The organism is Clostridium sp. (assembly GCF_021372645.1).
Taxonomy (GTDB): Bacteria; Bacillota; Clostridia; order Clostridiales; family Clostridiaceae; genus Clostridium.
In genome coordinates, this window is the sequence record NZ_JAJFUC010000068.1 from 40715 (window position 1) to 59335 (window position 18621).

Annotated in this window: 16 protein-coding genes; 12 read left to right on the forward strand and 4 right to left on the reverse strand. The window is 29.0% G+C overall.

Annotation, left to right across the window (positions count from 1 at the left end):
* The first annotated feature begins 118 nt into the window (after positions 1-118).
* The 4 genes from LLF98_RS11315 to gshAB all read left to right on the forward strand — a co-directional run bounded on the left by LLF98_RS11315 (position 119) and on the right by gshAB (position 4920).
* Positions 119-295, forward strand: a complete 177-nt coding sequence (locus tag LLF98_RS11315) for a hypothetical protein (RefSeq protein ID WP_291703629.1) — start codon at positions 119-121, stop codon at positions 293-295.
* 442 nt (positions 296-737) lie between these two features.
* Positions 738-1046, forward strand: a complete 309-nt coding sequence (locus LLF98_RS11320; RefSeq protein ID WP_291703631.1) for a metalloregulator ArsR/SmtB family transcription factor — start codon at positions 738-740, stop codon at positions 1044-1046.
* A gap of 181 nt (positions 1047-1227) precedes the next feature.
* Positions 1228-2541 (forward strand): MATE family efflux transporter, encoded by a 1314-nt coding sequence (locus LLF98_RS11325; protein WP_291703633.1) that lies wholly within the window; start codon positions 1228-1230, stop codon positions 2539-2541.
* A 39-nt stretch (positions 2542-2580) separates the two neighbouring features.
* On the forward strand, positions 2581-4920 hold the full coding sequence (gshAB, locus tag LLF98_RS11330; protein ID WP_291703635.1) for a bifunctional glutamate--cysteine ligase GshA/glutathione synthetase GshB: 2340 nt from the start codon (positions 2581-2583) through the stop codon (positions 4918-4920).
* A 45-nt stretch (positions 4921-4965) separates the two neighbouring features.
* Here gshAB and LLF98_RS11335 read toward each other — a convergent pair whose 3' ends face one another.
* On the reverse strand, positions 4966-5583 hold the full coding sequence (locus tag LLF98_RS11335) for a DUF4489 domain-containing protein (RefSeq protein WP_291703637.1): 618 nt from the start codon (positions 5581-5583) through the stop codon (positions 4966-4968).
* Positions 5584-5904: 321 nt separating this feature from the next.
* Here LLF98_RS11335 and LLF98_RS11340 point away from each other — a divergent pair, with 321 nt between their 5' ends.
* Positions 5905-6564, forward strand: coding sequence for a DUF6483 family protein (locus tag LLF98_RS11340; RefSeq protein WP_291703639.1), 660 nt, complete (start codon positions 5905-5907; stop codon positions 6562-6564).
* Between the two features lie 42 nt (positions 6565-6606).
* On the opposite strand, the gene LLF98_RS11345 is transcribed toward LLF98_RS11340, so the two are convergent.
* Both LLF98_RS11345 and LLF98_RS11350 read right to left on the reverse strand, forming a co-directional pair.
* Positions 6607-7056, reverse strand: coding sequence for a threonine/serine exporter family protein (locus LLF98_RS11345; RefSeq protein ID WP_291703641.1), 450 nt, complete (start codon positions 7054-7056; stop codon positions 6607-6609).
* Positions 7057-7134: 78 nt separating this feature from the next.
* A complete protein-coding gene (locus tag LLF98_RS11350) occupies positions 7135-7887 on the reverse strand; it encodes a threonine/serine exporter family protein (protein WP_291703643.1) in 753 nt (250 codons plus the stop codon).
* 443 nt (positions 7888-8330) lie between these two features.
* Here LLF98_RS11350 and glyA point away from each other — a divergent pair, with 443 nt between their 5' ends.
* Positions 8331-9566, forward strand: coding sequence for a serine hydroxymethyltransferase (gene glyA, locus LLF98_RS11355; RefSeq protein WP_291703645.1), 1236 nt, complete (start codon positions 8331-8333; stop codon positions 9564-9566).
* A 162-nt stretch (positions 9567-9728) separates the two neighbouring features.
* A complete protein-coding gene (locus LLF98_RS11360; RefSeq protein ID WP_291703646.1) occupies positions 9729-9974 on the forward strand; it encodes a hypothetical protein in 246 nt (81 codons plus the stop codon).
* Between the two features lie 250 nt (positions 9975-10224).
* On the opposite strand, the gene LLF98_RS11365 is transcribed toward LLF98_RS11360, so the two are convergent.
* Positions 10225-10380, reverse strand: a complete 156-nt coding sequence (locus LLF98_RS11365) for a hypothetical protein (RefSeq protein WP_291703647.1) — start codon at positions 10378-10380, stop codon at positions 10225-10227.
* Positions 10381-10604: 224 nt separating this feature from the next.
* Here LLF98_RS11365 and LLF98_RS11370 point away from each other — a divergent pair, with 224 nt between their 5' ends.
* The 5 genes from LLF98_RS11370 to LLF98_RS11390 all read left to right on the forward strand — a co-directional run bounded on the left by LLF98_RS11370 (position 10605) and on the right by LLF98_RS11390 (position 18483).
* On the forward strand, positions 10605-12797 hold the full coding sequence (locus LLF98_RS11370) for a DNA topoisomerase III (RefSeq protein ID WP_291703648.1): 2193 nt from the start codon (positions 10605-10607) through the stop codon (positions 12795-12797).
* Between the two features lie 207 nt (positions 12798-13004).
* The gene (locus LLF98_RS11375; RefSeq protein WP_291703649.1) at positions 13005-15515 is read left to right on the forward strand and encodes a DUF2339 domain-containing protein; all 2511 of its coding nucleotides are present in this window, start codon (positions 13005-13007) and stop codon (positions 15513-15515) included.
* A 6-nt stretch (positions 15516-15521) separates the two neighbouring features.
* Complete coding sequence (locus LLF98_RS11380; RefSeq protein ID WP_291703651.1) at positions 15522-16718, forward strand: hypothetical protein; 1197 nt, start codon at positions 15522-15524, stop codon at positions 16716-16718.
* Between the two features lie 298 nt (positions 16719-17016).
* Positions 17017-17208 carry a YwbE family protein gene (locus LLF98_RS11385; protein ID WP_291703653.1) on the forward strand — a complete coding sequence of 64 codons (192 nt, stop codon included), beginning with the start codon at positions 17017-17019 and terminating at the stop codon, positions 17206-17208.
* A 714-nt stretch (positions 17209-17922) separates the two neighbouring features.
* Positions 17923-18483 (forward strand): class I SAM-dependent methyltransferase, encoded by a 561-nt coding sequence (locus LLF98_RS11390; RefSeq protein ID WP_291703655.1) that lies wholly within the window; start codon positions 17923-17925, stop codon positions 18481-18483.
* The last annotated feature ends 138 nt before the right edge of the window (positions 18484-18621 follow it).

Below are 18621 nucleotides of genomic sequence, written 5' to 3' on the forward strand. Positions count from 1 at the left end.
GATTGTTGCGATGATGTAATATAGTAAATTAGTGAAAATTAACTAATATATATTATTAATAATATATATTAGTTAATAATATGTCAAATAAAGAAGAATGGTTGAATATTAACTAAATTTGTATAAGATAGAAGCCCTAAGTGAGATTGCAGTATCACAAGTAAATGTAAATATAGGAGAATTGATAAAAAAATCAATTCCTGAAATTGAAAATAAAAATATACCTAAAATAATTAATGTAAAAAATGAAAGTACATCATTAAGTGATTTTCATAATAGAATGAGAAAAGCTTAGAAGTAGAAAATTCTTCTGTAATTCAAGATATTACGTGTTATTTAGAAACAAACACTAAAAAACTCAAAATAGATTTAGAGTAGTTGAATTTACTGATTATTATGGTAAGAATTTGAAGTGAGAAATTGATTAATCAACACTTGTGGCAACATATATAACAAAGAGAAAAAATAAGAAAAATTAAATGAAAAGAATGACTAACTCAAGTAAAAAAGGGTTGAGGTACAATAGCCTTAGCTCTTTTTTGATGAGGAAAATTGAGAGAAAATATATAGAATATTAAGATATTAATCTTGATGAAAATATAATGATTAATAGACAAGCATATATATAATTATAGGATAATGGATTAAAAAAAGAAAAACATTGACTACACATAGATGAATATCTATACTATAAGCATAGATTATTAAAATGGATAATCTTGAGAAAGGAGCATAATATGAATTCTGAATATGAAGCAAATGCAAAAATATTAAAAGCTTTGAGTGATCCTAATAGGCTTAAGATAATTGATTTATTATCTTGTGGTGAAAAGTGTGCTTGCAATATATTAGAAAGTTTTAAATTTACGCAACCTACATTGTCTCATCACATGAAAGTTTTGATGGATTGTGGCTTAATTGAGGCTAGAAAAGATGGTATATGGAATTATTATAAACTAAAAGTGAATAATGGTAATAAATTAGTATTATTTTTATTGAAATTAATTACGGAAAAAGAAAACTGCATATGTAATAGTCAAAAATAGCACTGTGATGATAATAACATAAATGATGATCATAAAGGTTACAAAGATGGAAAGAGTGATATTTGCACGAATGAACATGATAAAATATAGAAAAATATATTGGTATTTATAGAAATGCTATGGTATAAGAATTTTGAGAATGAATTAGCCATAGTTAATCTTAAATATGAATGGAGATAAAATGAAGAAAATAGATTTGACAGAAGGTAGATCTATAAAAGTTCTAACAACATTATCTGTACCTATAATGGGAAGTTCTTTGCTACAATTTACGTATAATTTAGTTAATATGTTGTGGGTTGGAGGACTTGGTAGTAATGCAGTTGCAAGTATAGGTTCATCAAGCTTTTATATAGGACTTGGATATTCTATAAATTCATTAGTGATTATTGGAACTGGAATAAAAGTTGCTCATGCAATAGGTAAAAAAGAAGAAAAAGAAGTTAAAGAATACATTAATGCAGGACTTTTAATTAATATTATAATTGGATTTATTTTTGGACTTGTACTCATTTTAGGTGGAAAAGGTCTTATAGGATTTTTACATCTTGGAAATAGTACAGTTGAGAAAGATGCTTATCTATATTTGGCTTTAAGTGGTCCTACTATTCTTTTTGCATTTTTTAATTTGTTATATGCAAGAATACTGGGTAGCTTTGGTAATAATAAATTAGCATTTAAAATTAATGCTATAGGAGTAATTTTAAATGTTATATTAGATCCTATATTTATTTACGTATTTAAACTTGGAGTTTTAGGGGCAGCAATTGCTACTATGTTAGCTAATATTGTAATGTTTTCATTATATTTAATTAAATCTTCAGGTATGCTTAAATTTAATTTTAGTATTAAAATTAATTATAAAAAAGTAAAGGAAATAATAATTTTAGGATTTCCTATGGCTTTTCAAAGAATTTTATTTACTGTAATTAATATTTTCCTCGCAAGAATTATAGCGGTATTTGGATCAGATGCTATAGCAGCTCAAAAAATAGGACTTCAAATTGAATCAATTACGTATATGGTTATTGGAGGACTACAGGGTGCAATAGCAGCTTTCACTGGACAAAATTTTGGTGCTAAAAAATATAGCAGAATAAAAGAAGGATATAATGCAGCTTTGAAAATTGGAATAATTTATTCTTTGTTAATGGGATTTATATTTATATTTTTAAATACGCCGTTAATTAAATTATTTGTTAGAGATGAAAATACTATAGTTATTGCAAAAGCGTATTTACAAGTCGTAGCTTTTTCACAAATATTTAGTACTATAGAAACTGTCTCAAATGGATTGTTTACAGGCATTGGTAAGCCTAAGATATCATCTATTATTAGTATTGTATTTACTAGTTTAAGAATTCCAATGGCCTTAGTTTTAATAAAACCTTTTGGATTAACTGGTATTTGGATAAGTATTTCAGTATCTAGTATTTTAAAGGGTAGTGTAGCGTATTTATTATATAGGATTGAAGTGAAAAGAAAGTTTAAATAATTATAAAAGGTATATAAAGAGAGTAGGGGGAGGCAGAAAATGTTAAATAAACTTAAAGAATTATTTAATACGCATGAATTATTAAGTGGGAATTATGGTATAGAAAGAGAAGGTTTAAGAGTTAATGATAAAGGGGAATTATCACTAAAAAATCATCCAAGTGTATTTGGCGATAAGGTTGATAATAGTTATATAACTACAGATTTTGCAGAAAGTCAGATAGAGGTAATAACTCCACCATTTAAAAATGTAGAAGAAACTTATAATTTTGCAAATTTACTTTATGATATTGTAGCAATGGAGATTGGAGATGAATATTTATGGCCACAATCCATGCCTAGTATAGTACTAGAGGATAACAAAATTAAAGTTTCAGAATATAGCAGAAATGACAAGGGTAATGAAGCAAGATTATATAGAGAAAATTTAATTGCAAAATATGGAGGGAAAAAGCAACTTATATGTGGTATACATTATAATTTTTCTTTTAATGATGAATTAATTAATAAGTTGTATAATAGTCAAACTGGTAGTGAACTTTTTAAGAATACAAATTATAAAAATCAAAAATTAGAATATAAGGAATTTAAAAATAATATTTATTTAAAAATTGCGAGGAATTATCTAAGGTATAGATGGCTTATTATATATCTTTTAGGCGCAAGTGGTGTTGTTGACAAAAGCTATATAAAGAATTGCGTAAATTCATCTAAAAAAGTGGTAAGTGATGGCTTTTCTAATGAAGGGGCGCTTTCTTATAGAAATAGTGAATGTGGTTATAAAAATAAAGTTGATTTATATCCAAACTATACTTCTGTAGAGGATTATATTGAAAGTTTAAAAGGTTTTATAACTGATAAACTTATAGATAGCCATAAAGAACTTTATAGTTCTATAAGACTTAAACCTACTGATGTCAATAATTTTATGAATTCTCTTAGCAAAGATGGAATCCAATATTTGGAGTATAGAAGTATTGATATTAATCCATTTGAAAAAGGTGGGATAGGTTTAAATGATTTATATTTTCTTCAATTATTTAACTTATTTTTGCTTATAAATGAAGAAAGTGATTATGATAAATGGAAAGAAGAAGGATTAGAAAATCAAAACATAATATCAAAGTTTGGACAAAATGATGTTATATTAAAGAAAGATGGAGAACTTATCTCAAAAGAGCAATGGGGATTAGAAATTTTAGAAAGTATTAAAAATTTAAATAAAGAACTTAATCTTGGAAAAGAGGAAGTTATTAATTTAATGATTGAAAAAGTTAAAAATTATAAATTAACTTATGCTTATAAGATTGAAAAAAAAGTTAAAGAAGAAGGCTATATTAATGCTCATTTAAATATAGCCAAAGAATATAAAAAAAGTGCATATGATAATAGATTCAAATTAGAAGGCTATGAGAAATTAGAATTATCTACTCAGATTTTAATGAAGGAAGCTATTAAAAGAGGTATAAAGACTGAAGTTTTAGATAAGACTGAGAATTTCATTTCTCTTAAGAAAAATGGTCAAGTAGAATATGTTAAGCAAGCTACTAAAACTTCAAAAGATAATTATGTGACTGTTTTAATTATGGAAAATAAGAGTGTTACAAAAAAAGTACTTTTAGGAAGTAACATTAAAGTTCCAGAAGGAATAGAAGTTAATTCTATGGACGAAGCTATGAATGTAATAAATGATTTTATTAATATGCCAATAGTAATTAAGCCTAAATCAACTAATTTTGGAATAGGTATAAGTATATTTAAAGATGGTACAGATGAAGAAAGCATTAAAAAAGCTTTTGAGCTTGCATTTAAACATGATAATACAGTTCTTATTGAAGAATTTATGAAGGGGAAAGAATATAGGTTCTTAGTTATAGATGATAAGGTTGTTGGAATACTTCATAGAGTACCAGCTAATGTTAAAGGTGATGGAATAAAATCTATAAAGGAACTAGTAGAAGTAAAAAATCAAGATCCACTCCGAGGATATCATTATGTGACACCACTTGAAAAAATAAATTTAGATGAAAATGCAGAGTTATTTTTAAAACAACAAAATAAAGATTTTAATTATATCCCAGAAAAAGATGAAGTAGTTTACTTAAGAGAAAATTCTAATATAAGCACAGGAGGGGACAGTATAGATTATACTGATGATATTCCAGAAAAGTTTAAGACTATAGCAGTAAATGCGGCTAAAGCAGTAAATGCTAGAATTTGTGGTGTTGATATGATGCTGGAAGATTATAGTGATGAAAACTCTAACTATGCAATAATTGAACTTAACTTTAACCCTGCTATTCATATTCACTGTTATCCTTATAAAGGAGTTGAGAGAAAGATTGGAGTAGAGGTGTTAAAGATATTGGAATTTATTTAAAATAAGAGGAGCTCTAAAATAGAGCTCTCTGTAATATAATTTCTATTAGCAAAGAGTTTCAACAGCTAAAGCACTTAATGTTCCATTTATTGTTAAACCAGCTGTTTCAGAAATAAAACTGCTTGGTTGGACTTTAACGGTGTAAGTTGTACCACCAACAAGTGGACTACAATCACAATGTTGGAAACAGAAAGGTTCAGACTCTAAAGCACCAGCTAATTCAGTAAAAGTATGGGTTCCAATTGCTTGAGGAGCACCACCGTTAACTGATTTTTCAATTATAAAGTTTAAGCTTATTAAAATATTTGCAGGTAAACAAATTAAGCCTGTAAAGCTTAAAAGAACTCGAGGATTGCACATACGTGTAGTATCAATTGATACACTAGTTATAGTCATAGGGCTAGAGAATGTTGTTGAAATTATAGGCATAGGTCCTACTGAGCCAGAACCACAAGATAATATTGCTCTGCCAGGTTCAGGAGAATGATGGCATCTGAAACTAGTATCACTAGTATCTAAAATGTTTTCAGCACCACGTTCATCTTCAAAATCACGACGTCTGCAACTAGTTAGAGAATTCTCAAAGCCACGTTCATTTTCAGTATTACGGTGTTTAGCTAAAAAAGTTTCAAAGCCACGTTCATTTTCACATTTCATACTCATAAATACCTCCATAAATTATCATAAGTTTATCAAAATTTTCTCCATATAATTACGTTATAAGAGATTGATTTATATTATATTGTATGAATAATATATAAAAATGTGAGGTAAAGTAATTTTAATATTTTGAGATATCATATGATTAAAATATTGAAATTATATTTCTTTGATTAAAGCAGTTAATCATGGTAAAATTCTATGGTAAGTATGTCATTTTGAATATATTTATAAAATGTAGGATATAGTATATTGAAAAATTGATTGTTCAAATCATTACGCAAAAACTATAATTGGTAATTTAAAATATGAGGTGTGACTAAAATGATAAAAAACGATTTTATGAAAGAAGTAGAAAATACTTTAAGATTAGTAACAGAAGAAGTTGATAAAAACATAATTAATGGAGATATAGAAAAAGCTAAAGAAAGAGTCAATAAAGAACTTAAAGCTTTAGTTGGAATTGATATAGGAACTGTAGATGTTTTTTCTTTTAATAGTTTAGATGGACTTATAAGTAGAGATATGCAATATAATGCTGAAAAGTTTATTGCATTTGGATGTCTTATGAAGCTTCAAGGTCAAATTAGTAATAAAGAAAATAATGAAAATTTTAAAATCCAATATTATGAAAAATCTCTAGAAGGTTTTTACAAGGCATATACTGAAGATGATGAGACAAATCCTAAATATTTAGATGATGCAGCAGAGGTAGCAGGAGAATTAAGCAATTATGAAATTTCGCTAGATATTGATAAAAAAATATTAAGACTTTATGAATTAGCTAATAAATTTGATAAGGCTGAAGATACTTTATTTTACATGCTTAGAAAAACTAATAATGACGGAAGTCTGATTTTAGAGGGAATGAGATTTTATAACAGACTTAAAGAAAGAGAACTTGAAGAATTAATTTTGGGAAATTTACCTTTAGAAGAAGTTGAAGATGGGATTTCAGAGCTTGAAAGAAGACTTGGGTTATAATTGTACCCAAGTCTTCTTATTGATTAATCATAAAAAAATCAGTTATTTTTCAAATAACTTTTCTTTTACCATCTTTAAGTTCACAACTTGTCTTGTTATTGTAGATACAAAGATTACACCTAAGGCTAGGGCTCCAGCACTAGCTAAGGTATTTAGACCAAGTTCTACAGCACCACTTACATTTCCCAGTATAGTCTCGTGCATGGTATAATACATACCAGCTCCAGGGACTAACGGTATAAGGGCACAAACTACTAAGGTGGTCACAGGAGTTTTTAAATATCTTGCACAAATTTCTGAATAGATACTAAATATTATAGAAGATATGAATAAAGATAAAATAGTACTTATTCCATAGTTATTTAAGTACAAATAACAAAACCAACTTAAGCCACCACCTATAGCTGCAAAGATTAAATTCATTCCTTTTATATTGAAAATTATTCCAAAACCAAAAGATGCGATTAAAGCAACTATAACTTGTTCAATCATAAAAATCCTCCTTGTCTAACGCTAAATATATATGAAATTCTTAATTTGTTATTTTTTTTCATCTGCCTAATGCCTAAATTATTTATAAATAAATATGCTTAAGATAGCACCAGTACCAACTGCAATTGAAATGGCAATCAAAAAAGCTTCGGAAGCTTTTGTTATACCTGATAAAAAATCTCCTGCTATAGTATCACGAATAGCATTTGTAATTATAAGCCCTGGTACAAGTAACATAATAGAACCTATAATAGTCTTATCTAAGTTAGAACATAAATTTATCTTCAAAAATATAATAGCTAAAATAGCACATAATCCACCACAAAAAGAATTTACAAAGAATTCATTTATATTTAACTTTTGAAATATGATACTTATTATTTTTATGAAAGCACCTATTAAACTTGCAGCAAAAAAGTCTTTTAGATTTCCACCAAACATTATTGAAAAACATCCAGCAGCTATAGAAGAACAAAGTAAAGTAATTAAAGAAGAATATCTAGGATCATTAGATATTTTTATAAGATCTTTGTTAAAATCACTAAGATCTATAGCTTCAGTTTGAATTCTTCTAGAGAGATCATTGACAGCATCTATTTTATTTAAATCAACACCACGAGACGTAATCCTGTTAACAAGGGTTGCAACTTCGTCATAATAAGTAATTGTAACTATGATTCCAGTTGGGATTACGAAGCTATCTGCAGTATGGGCACCATAAGCAATACATATTCTACTAATAGTTTCCTCAACTCTATAAGTTTCAGCACCACTTTCTAACATGATTTTACCAGCAAGAGTAGAAATTTTAAGTAATTTATTTAAGTCCATATTTTCTTCTCCATATTAATATTTTATACGTCAAATGAATTATAGCATAAAATAAAAAATTCTTATAGGAGTAAAAAATTCAATATTTAGGCATATGAAAGAAAATAACAAGTCTAAAATGCGATGTATATTTTGTCTTAAGATAGGTTCAACTAGATTCAGCTGGAATGTAAAATTATCAATAAATATTAAACTAGAAATAGCTTTTAATATAAGGTTTATTAGAAGTATAAGTAGAAGTACAAATAGTGAGAATATAGGGTGAAATTAAAAAAATTACTAATAATATTAGAAAAGGTTAAAAATTAGTTGATTAATTTGGTGAGAAATCTTATAATTTGAATATCAAGTGAAACTTTTCAGGTGGAGTTTTATACGCCAGCTGAATTTAGTTGAACTTATACCCATTCAGGGTATAAAAAATATATTGGGGTGGTAAAATTATGAATTTTGAAAACATACAAAGAGAAGACAAAGAAATTTATGGCTTAATGGAAAAAGAATTAGAAAGACAACAAAAAGGTATAGAATTAATAGCCTCAGAAAATATTGTAAGTCCAGCTGTTATGGAAGCTATGGGTTCTTATTTAACTAATAAATATGCTGAAGGATATCCAGGTAAAAGATATTATGGCGGATGTCATGTAGTTGATGAAATAGAACAAATAGCAATTGATAGAGCTAAAGAATTATTTGGAGCAGAACATGCAAATGTTCAACCACATTCAGGATCACAAGCAAATATGGCAGTTTATTTTGCAGTATTGGAGCCAGGAGACACAGTTTTAGGAATGGACTTAAGTCATGGAGGACATTTAACTCATGGTTCACCAGTTAATTTTTCAGGAAAATTATTTAACTTCGTATCTTACGGTGTTGACAAAGAAACTGAAGTGATTGATTATGAAAATGTAAGAAAAATTGCTAAGGAAGCTAAACCTAAGTTAATAGTTGCAGGTGCAAGTGCATATGGAAGAATTATAGATTTTCCAAAGTTTAAAGAAATAGCTGATGAAGTTGGTGCTTTACTTATGGTAGATATGGCTCATATTGCAGGGCTTGTTGCTGCTGGAGTGCATCCATCACCAGTACCATATTGTGATTTTGTTACAACGACAACACATAAGACTTTAAGAGGTCCAAGAGGTGGATTAATACTTTGCAAAGAAAAGTATGCTCAAGTTTTAAATAAGAATATATTCCCAGGAATACAAGGTGGTCCATTAGAGCATATCATAGCTGCAAAGGCTGTATGTTTTAAAGAAGCATTAGATCCTAGTTTTAAGGCATATGGTAAAAATGTAGTTGAAAACTGTAAAGAGCTTGCAAAGCAATTAATAGCAAAAGGATTTAAAATAGTATCAGACGGAACAGATAATCACGTATTCTTAGTTGACTTACATAACAAGGATATAACAGGAAAAGAAGCAGAAAACTTATTGGATTCAGTAGGAATCACTGTTAATAAAAATACAGTACCAAACGAAACAAGAAGTCCATTTGTAACTTCAGGAATTAGAATTGGTACAGCAGCAATCACTACAAGAGGATTTGTAAAAGAAGATATGGCAGAAATTGCAGCCGTTATAGGAGAAGCAATAGATAACAGAGAAGGAGATTTATCATCACTTAAATCTAGAGTAGAAGTTTTGTGTGATAAACATCCATTATATAATTAATAATTAAATCCATTACTGTAGCCTAGATATAATTTGAAGACTATTTCAAAATTAATTACATTTTGAAATAGTCTTTTTTATTTAAATATTTGTCGTGAACTTTTGAAGCATTATTGAATATTATAGATATGAAGTAAAAAGGTTTTACAGGAGGCTTATAAAATGAATCCTTTTCAATTAATTATGAAAGTTCAGCAAAGAATGCAACAAGATCCGGGTTTTGCCAATAAGTTTAATAGAGCAGTATCTGAACTAAATAATATACCAGGACTTCAACAACAGGTAATAAAAATAGCTCAAATCAATGATCAAAATCAAAGACAACAAGTAATAGATAGACTCCCAAAAGATGCAAAAAAGGCAGTTAAAGAAATATTAGGATTATTGGATGAATATAGTCTTCTATAATTAAGATAAAGAAGCATATTAATAAAAAAGGTGCGTTTTTTCACATACTTATTCGATATTCACAATTTAGAATAAACAATAAAGAATAATCTCGAAGAAGAAATTTAACTAACAAATATAAAATGCCTACAAGGAGAAAGCTAGAGAGTCCAAATATAAAAAATTTGGACTCTCATTTTTGCATTTTCACTTTTCGCTAAGTGATTTTTTAGAAATACTTTTAGGATTTCTTCATTAATTGTCCATTAATTTAGAAACCTCTCTTTTTAGCTTCTACACCACTTTCATTTCTTCCAGGTTTTTCAATTGTTGTGTTAACACTACTTTTACCATATTGATCTTGAGTTTTGGTACCATTTCTCAAATAATTACTTTTAGAATAATCTCTTTTATTGTTGTTATCCATAAAACATCATCTCCTTTTTTTGTACATATATAGTATGTGTAGATTAATAAAAATTAATAATGTTAAATATAGCTATCAGATAAAAAATTCTTAAGGCAAGTTTATGAAAAATATGCTATAATAAGGTGCCTTGAAGGTTATTATAATTTTAAGGTATATTTAGAAAATATAAAAAGAAATAATAATATTAAAAAATAGATTGTAATAGTGAGGAAGATAAATAAATGAGTAAAACTCTTGTATTAGCTGAGAAACCAAGTGTTGGTAGAGATTTAGCTAAAGTTTTGAAATGTAATCAAAATAAAGGTGCGTATATAGAAGGGCCTAATTATATAGTAACTTGGGCATTAGGCCATTTAGTAACCTTGCTTGATCCTGAAGGTTATGGAGATAAGTATAAGAAATGGAGCATGGAAACACTTCCAATGTTACCAAAAGCCATGAAATTAACCGTTATACAGAAGACAGGTAAACAATTTAATGAAGTAAAGAAGCAAATGCTAAGACAAGATGTAAGTGATTTAGTGATTGCAACAGATGCAGGACGTGAAGGAGAATTAGTTGCAAGATGGATAATTGAAAAGGCTGGATTTAAAAAGCCAATAAAAAGACTTTGGATATCATCACAAACAGATAAAGCAATTTTAGATGGATTTAAGAATTTAAAACCAGGTTCAGCTTATGAAAATTTATATAAGGCAGCACAAGGAAGAGCAGAAGCAGATTGGATTGTTGGACTTAATGTAACAAGAGCTTTAACTTGTAAGTATAATGCTCAATTATCAGCAGGAAGAGTTCAATCTCCAACTTTAGCTATGATAGCTCAAAGGGAAGAAGAAATTAAGAATTTTAAACCTAAAGATTATTTCACAATCATAGGAAATACTAATAACTTCTCTATAGAATGGATTAATAAAGATAATACTAATAGAACATTTGATGAGAATTTAGCTAGCAAAATAGTTGGAGCAATTAAAGGTAAAGATGGGGAAGTTATTGAAATTACAGAAAGTAATAAAAAGCAATATGCACCTGCTCTTTATGATTTAACAGAACTTCAAAGAGATTGTAATAGGATTTTTGGATATTCAGCAAAGCAAACTTTATCTATAATGCAAAGACTTTATGAAAATTATAAGGTTTTAACATATCCTAGAACTGATTCAAGATATATAACAAGAGATATAGTTCCTACGATAAAAGATAGATTAAAGGCAATTTCGGTTTCAAATTATGCAAAAAGTGCAACTGAAATATTAAAGGGAAATATTACTGCAAATAAAAGCTTTGTTGATGATAGCAAGGTTTCAGATCACCATGCAATTATTCCAACAGAACAAAGAATAAGCCTTGGAATTTTAAGTTCAGAAGAAAGAAATGTTTATGATTTAGTAATAAAGAGATTTTTAAGTGTATTGCTTCCACCATTTGAGTTTATTCAAACTGGAATTAAAGTGCAAATAGGAAATGAAACCTTTAGAGCTAAAGGTAAGGTTATAACCTCTAAAGGTTGGAAGATGGTTTATGACAAAGTAGATGATCTTGAGGAAACAAGTGAAGAAGGCATGTTAAAGGAACAAGTCTTACCAAAGCTTGTTAAGGGAGATAAGATTAAGGTAAATAAAGTTGAGATTAAGAAACATCAAACTAAACCTCCTGCAAGATTTAATGAAGGTACACTTTTATCTGCTATGGAAAATCCACAAAAGTATATTAGCATAGATAAAGAAGCTGCTAAGACTTTAGGTGAAACAGGTGGCCTTGGAACAGTTGCAACAAGAGCAGATATTATAGAAAAATTATTTAACTCTTTTGTAATAGAAAAAAAGGGGAAAGATTTAGTTCCAACATCAAAGGGAAAACAACTTATGGAACTTGTACCAAAGGATCTAAAATCACCACTTTTAACTGCTAGATGGGAAAAAGAGCTTGATGATATAAGTAAAGGAAAGACAGATGTTCATGATTTTATAGGAAGAATGAGAAATTATGCAACAGCTTTAGTTCAAGATGTTAAATTTAGTACAGATAAATATACTCATGATAACTTGACTGGTAAAAAGTGTCCAGAGTGTGGTAAGTATATGCTAGAAGTTAAAGGTAAAAATGGTGTAATGAACGTATGCCAAGATAGAGAATGCGGACATAGAGAAAGTGTATCAAGAGTTACCAACGCAAGATGCCCTGAATGTAAAAAGAAACTAGAACTTAGGGGACATGGAGATGGTGCCATATACGTTTGCCCTGGCACTAATTGTAACTTTAGAGAAAAAGCTTCTCAATTTAAAAAGAGATTTGATGGAAAAGGAAAAGTTGACAAGAGAGAAGTAAATAATTATATGAAGAAAATGAAGAAAGAAGCAGAGGACTTTAATGATAATCCATTTGCTGCACTTTTAAAGGATTTTAATAAATAATAAATAATAAAGGTAGAACAATGTGTAGTTATTGTTCTACCTTTATTCATGTATAATATTAACTTAAGCTATCCATCACATGACACCAGCCTTAGTACCTATATACTGTATCTGTCAACTAAAATATGGTAGTATATATATAACAATATTAATATATTATATAAAGCTTATTAAAGATATAGAGAAAGAGCAGGGGAGGGGAAGCTGATGTTAACGGTGGATAATTTAAAAGATATTCTTGTCAAACAAAAAGAAGTTCTGTCTAGCCTTGAAACTGAAATCATAAATATTGAAAATAGTGACCTGTTGATTGAGAATGAAAGCTTAAAAACAGAGCTTGTAAAATGTCAGGTATTTCTGGAAACGGAAAAAAGCGATAATTTAAAACTATCAGAAGAAAACAAGAATCTTAGAAATTCACTATATGAACAGCTCTATAACGAAAAAATTCAGATACTGAATACGGTAAATAGTAAAATGGATGTTTACTATAAATCAAATATTCAGGGAGAAGTAAACAGGTTAACTAGTCTGGAAACTTCAGTAAAAAAGCAGATAGATGAAATGGATGGTGTATTGAAAGCAAACAGGGTAAATATTGAGGACGAAATTTATAAGGAGCTTGAAGAATTAAGAAAACTGCTTAATATAAAGATAACTCTTGCCCGTGAAGAAATTGCGAGACAAACAGGAGCATTTAGTGAAAATAAAGCTGAAGAATTAGCGAAGTTAAAACAGGAAAAAGTTACAGAGGAAGAAATAAAAGCCCGGATAAAACAGAATAATATAGAATCGTTTATAGGACTTAGTATTATCAATAAGCTGGGCATTTTGTTACTTGTTATAGGTGTAATTGCTACATCTCAGTTTACGTATGTTAAATTGCCTGACATGGCGAAAGGTATTTTTGCATTTGCATTTGGTGTTATATTACTTATAGTCGGTGAATTGTTAAATCGTAAAAAGCCAAATGTTTTTTCACTAGGAATTACAAGTGGTGGAGTAGCTGTATTATATGTGGCGCTAGCGTTAAGCTTTTTTAAATTTAGAATTCTGGATATGTATCCGGCTTTAGGATTGTGTGTTCTTATAACAGCATCAGCCTTTGTTTTGTCTCAGTGGTATAATTCTCAAACCATATCAGCATTCGCAATGATTGGTGGATATTTGCCTCTTTTCTCTATTGCGGGAAACAAAACAATGGTGTATGGTGCGATGGTTTACTTTGTAATGCTTAATATACTGGCACTTATTATATCAGTTAACAGGAAGTGGACTGCAACTGCATATATAGGATTTGTACTTAATGTAGTAGGTTCATTCTATATATCCTCAATCATGTTTTTTGGAAGATTCAAAAATACAACATTTTCTATAGATGATTTTATAACAATACTTTACATTGTTTTTGCGTTTATAATCTATACACTTATTCCTGTCCTGGGCTCTTTTAGGAAAAAACTCAGCCTTAAAAATTCAGATATTGTTTTAATGGCATTGAATACAGTAATAAGCACTTTACTCCTATATTCAGTGTTTTATATTTTAAAACTATCAGATTTTACAGGCCTTCTAGCTATTGCCTTTGCGATTGTTTATTTGGCTTTGGGAAAATTTGTGGAGAACTATATGACAGAAGAGCAAAAAGCAAGAGGACTCTTTTATATTACAGGCCTCACTTTTATCGTTTTGATAATACCATTTCAATTCGGTAAGGTATGGTTGTCTTTAGGCTGGCTGGTGGAAGGAATTACTCTTCTTTCATATGGTATATATAAAGAATTAAAAGACTTTAAAAAGGCTGGAGTTATTATTTCATTCCTATGCTTAGCTGCCTTCATACTTTTTGATGTATTCAATTTCGATAATTCACTCTTTGTGTATAAATATCTTGCAATAACTGCAGGAAGCATTATAGTTTTGAGAGCATTAATGTACAAAAAGAATTTGGCAGGACAACAAATATTGTTGTTTAAGTACGCAGCAGCAATTAATGTATGGATTTTCTTATTATACATCACAGGAAATAAATTAAGTGGGTATTTATCAAGACTATTGCCAAACAGTAGTTTAAATCTGAACTACCTGACTACTGCAGCAATGATATTAGTAAGCTTTTTAACTGCATACATTATTCCTAGGATAAGGCTTCTCTGCGATGATGTTATGAAGGTTATATCTGTAATAATTTATGCTATTGCTTTAATAGCTTTATTCTTCTTAAATTTCAATTCACCAGTAAGAGAGCCTCTGCATGAGGTGGCTACAGCTGTAAGCATAATTGGTACAATTGAATTGGTAGTTATAGCTATACTTGCAGTTCTGGCATTGAGGGATTTGATATTGTGCCTTGTGATAGAGTGGAAACTCGGAATTGAATGGTATCCATTTATAATATCCCTTTATTTTGTAGTAGTTTTGACACAAAATCTGATAACTCAATATGACCTTAGATTCAATAATGCAGTTATAAGCATTATATACCTGATTACTGCTTTTGCATGGATTACATTTGGGTTTATAAGGAGATATGCCTTTATAAGAAGGTTTGGTCTTGGATTATCCATATTATCCGTAGCAAAATTATTTATTATTGACCTTTCATTCCTATCCCAAGGATATAGAATAGTATCATATTTCATTTTTGGTGCGATACTTATTGCAATATCATTTGTTTATCAGCATTTTAGTAAAAAAATAGATGATATAGGGAGGTAATACTGGATGTTGAAAAAACTAATAGCGAGTATAGTTATATTTATAGCTTTGCCTAGTACTGTTGCATACGCACTTGACTACTCATACAACACTAGTATTGATAATAAAGGAAGTTATAAATATAAAGCAGTAACGTTAACTCCAGAAATATATAACAAAATAAGGGGAGACATGGCTGATTTAGATATCTATGATAAGGATAATGAATCCATGCCTTACTTTATAAACAGCTTCGTAGAAAGTGGAAGTGAATCAAGAACTATCTATGATATGAAGCTTGTTAACTCATATATAAAAGATGAGTACACATATTATGACTATGCTCTCAAAAATCAACAGGATGGGGATGTTACAGCAACATCAATGGAAGTACAAACTGACCAGGAAGGCTTTGCAAAGAAAGTAGAGATTTTCGGCGGTTATGATAATGTAAATTGGGAAAAAGTTCAGGATGATATTTTATATAGCGTCGATGGCAATAAAAAACTTGAAATAACCTTTAATGGTGTAAAAAAATATACGTATTACCGTTTTAAAATATCTAACAACTTGGAGAAAGTTTTCTTTTCCTCTGTTGTGCTGAAATTTAATAAAACAGTACAGAAAAAAGAATACTTCATCAATTCTATATCCCCAGAGTTTTCTACTGAGGAGCAGGGCAAAACCACTGTTGTTAAAATTCAGGGATTGAGGAACTTAAAACTAAACAGTATTACTCTGAAAACAGATAATATATTTAAAAGAAGGGTCACTTTTGATGGCAGTGCTTCCAAGGTGCTTTATAATTTAGATTTTGCAAACACAAGCTATAGAGATTTAACGATACCGCTGGTTTCATACAGAGCAACTGCTGATACTGCAGAAATTATAATAGACAATAAAGATGATAAGCCTATACAAGTATCGGGAATTGAAGCAAAATACCTTGCTGATGAGTTGGTTTTTGATGGATCAAAATCAAGTGAGTATACATTAAGATTTGGAAACAGTGAAATTCAAACTCCAAAGAACTATGATATCTCGAAATATAGGGAGATGATTCTTAATGAAGGATATGATGTTTTGAATGTAAGAGAAATCAAAGAAGAACCTTCTAAAACTCCAAGCAAAGCACAATATGATTATAAGTTAATTTTTAATATTGCTATATCGGTAGCTGCTGTAGTTATGGGGATAATAGTATTTTTGAAACTAAAAAAGTAGATTATGAATAATAAATATAAAATGATTTTGAATTTTGCGAGCAGGGGTTCGATGTCTATCGCCTCCACCACGAAACCCACGAAAGTTTAATAAATAAAGCATATGGTATAGATAAAGAATTAGATATACCATATGTAAAAAGAGATAATTATAGTATAAAGAAAATTAGTCAAATGAATGAAATGGAATATTTTCTCAAATGATAAGCGAGAAGCATACTTATATGTATTTACATTATTTGTAGTTTAAGATATACTAATTGAATGTTATAATCACATGCAGTAGGTGAGGTGAAATTATGGATGGCACAAACAGATCAAATATTAAAATAGGTTCAAAGGTCTTAGTTGTAAAAAAAGAACACCAAAGAACAGGTCAGTTGACAGAGGGAATAGTTAAGAGAATTCTTACAAATTCACAGAATCATCACCGTGGAATCAAGGTTATGCTTGAAGATAACGTAGTTGGAAGAGTTCAACAAATAAAATAATAGTGTGTTTTTTGTTCCTCAAAACGATGTTTTGGGGAATTTTTTCTTTTAGGGGGGCTAACAAATACGCAGAAATAAACATTCACGTAGAAACAACAAGAGTTTTGCGTAAATGTTTAGATGGAGATTGAAAACAGCTCTCTTAAAAATAATAAAAAATAGAACATTTATGAAATCATTTGTTATAATTAGGTTCTAACACAAAACATAACAAGGAGATAACATAAATATTCATTGGCTCAATTATAACAAATTCATCATGTATAATCAAATTCTTAAAAGAATCAAGATTTGCAATTTATTTTACTAAGCCGCAGCTTCATATTATAGCTCTTATTATGAGTGCTATGATAAAAAAAGGATTTGCAGGTAAAGTTACTGACGTAGCCGACATTGTGCATACACCAATAAAATAAGGAGGTTTAAATATGTTTGTGATATGAGGGGCATACTTCCTACTTATAATTTTACTAGCAGAAGATAACTAGCATAATCTATATTACAAGTGTTGAAATTCAAAAGTATTGATAATGATGCTACTAATTTTAATGCAATTAATTATTTTTTATGAACTTATTGCATTGAACATTGAACACTGCTATTATGAAATTTGATTTTGTTCAATAATTGAAAATAATTAAATATTTCTGATTATAGATTACAACTATTGTTTGTAATTTCACTTAATAAATTTTAATTTGGAGGGGTAAAAATATGGAGGATATGTCTTATTGGAAGGAAGTCTGGGAAAGAAAAGGGAGAAGCGAATCAAATCATTTAGGAGAACTAGGTGGATATGATAATAATCCTGAAGTTGTAAAAGAAATAGCAAGGCAAATTGTTAAAGAACTAGATATAAAAGAAACTGATAAAGTATTAGAAGTAGGTTGTGGTGCAGGGGGACTAGCTAAATATATAAAATGTGGTCAATATGTTGGTGTAGATTATTCTAGCAGCCTTGTCAAAAAGCATATACAAATCTTAAATAATTCAGTTTTGCAAGGAGAAGCAAATGATTTAATTTTTAAAGATAAAACATTTGATAAGGTTATTTGTTTTGGAGTATTTCTTTATTTTCCTAATAAAGAATATGCTAAACAAGCAATTGCTGAATTGAAAAGAGTCGCTAAAGAAGCAATATTTATTGGTGAGTTACCTATTACTTCACATAGTGATGAACATCTATTATTTGATAAAAGTGAATTTGATGGTTGGAGAATTATAGATGGTTATTACAGGACTTCTAGATTTAATGCTGTTTGCAAATTAATTTGATTTATATTATATACTTAGATTGGTTTGACTATATAAATTCATAGTTTCTATAATTAAGTAATAACCTAAGGAGTATCTGAAGTAAGATATTCCTTTTTTAATACGAGGAGATTATAATAAAGTCAAATCTGTGGATAA

What these genes read in the sequence shown, in the direction of transcription:
- LLF98_RS11385 (WP_291703653.1), top strand. Translation starts at nt 17,017, where the DNA reads ATGGATGGCACAAACAGATCAAATATTAAAATAGGTTCAAAGGTCTTA.
- LLF98_RS11350 (WP_291703643.1), bottom strand. Translation starts at nt 7,887, where the DNA reads ATGGACTTAAATAAATTACTTAAAATTTCTACTCTTGCTGGTAAAATC.
- LLF98_RS11365 (WP_291703647.1), bottom strand. Translation starts at nt 10,380, where the DNA reads ATGGATAACAACAATAAAAGAGATTATTCTAAAAGTAATTATTTGAGA.
- LLF98_RS11375 (WP_291703649.1), top strand. Translation starts at nt 13,005, where the DNA reads ATGTTAACGGTGGATAATTTAAAAGATATTCTTGTCAAACAAAAAGAA.
- LLF98_RS11370 (WP_291703648.1), top strand. Translation starts at nt 10,605, where the DNA reads ATGAGTAAAACTCTTGTATTAGCTGAGAAACCAAGTGTTGGTAGAGAT.
- LLF98_RS11380 (WP_291703651.1), top strand. Translation starts at nt 15,522, where the DNA reads ATGTTGAAAAAACTAATAGCGAGTATAGTTATATTTATAGCTTTGCCT.
- LLF98_RS11340 (WP_291703639.1), top strand. Translation starts at nt 5,905, where the DNA reads ATGATAAAAAACGATTTTATGAAAGAAGTAGAAAATACTTTAAGATTA.
- gshAB (WP_291703635.1), top strand. Translation starts at nt 2,581, where the DNA reads ATGTTAAATAAACTTAAAGAATTATTTAATACGCATGAATTATTAAGT.
- LLF98_RS11325 (WP_291703633.1), top strand. Translation starts at nt 1,228, where the DNA reads ATGAAGAAAATAGATTTGACAGAAGGTAGATCTATAAAAGTTCTAACA.
- LLF98_RS11335 (WP_291703637.1), bottom strand. Translation starts at nt 5,583, where the DNA reads ATGAGTATGAAATGTGAAAATGAACGTGGCTTTGAAACTTTTTTAGCT.
- LLF98_RS11390 (WP_291703655.1), top strand. Translation starts at nt 17,923, where the DNA reads ATGGAGGATATGTCTTATTGGAAGGAAGTCTGGGAAAGAAAAGGGAGA.
- glyA (WP_291703645.1), top strand. Translation starts at nt 8,331, where the DNA reads ATGAATTTTGAAAACATACAAAGAGAAGACAAAGAAATTTATGGCTTA.
- LLF98_RS11320 (WP_291703631.1), top strand. Translation starts at nt 738, where the DNA reads ATGAATTCTGAATATGAAGCAAATGCAAAAATATTAAAAGCTTTGAGT.
- LLF98_RS11360 (WP_291703646.1), top strand. Translation starts at nt 9,729, where the DNA reads ATGAATCCTTTTCAATTAATTATGAAAGTTCAGCAAAGAATGCAACAA.
- LLF98_RS11345 (WP_291703641.1), bottom strand. Translation starts at nt 7,056, where the DNA reads ATGATTGAACAAGTTATAGTTGCTTTAATCGCATCTTTTGGTTTTGGA.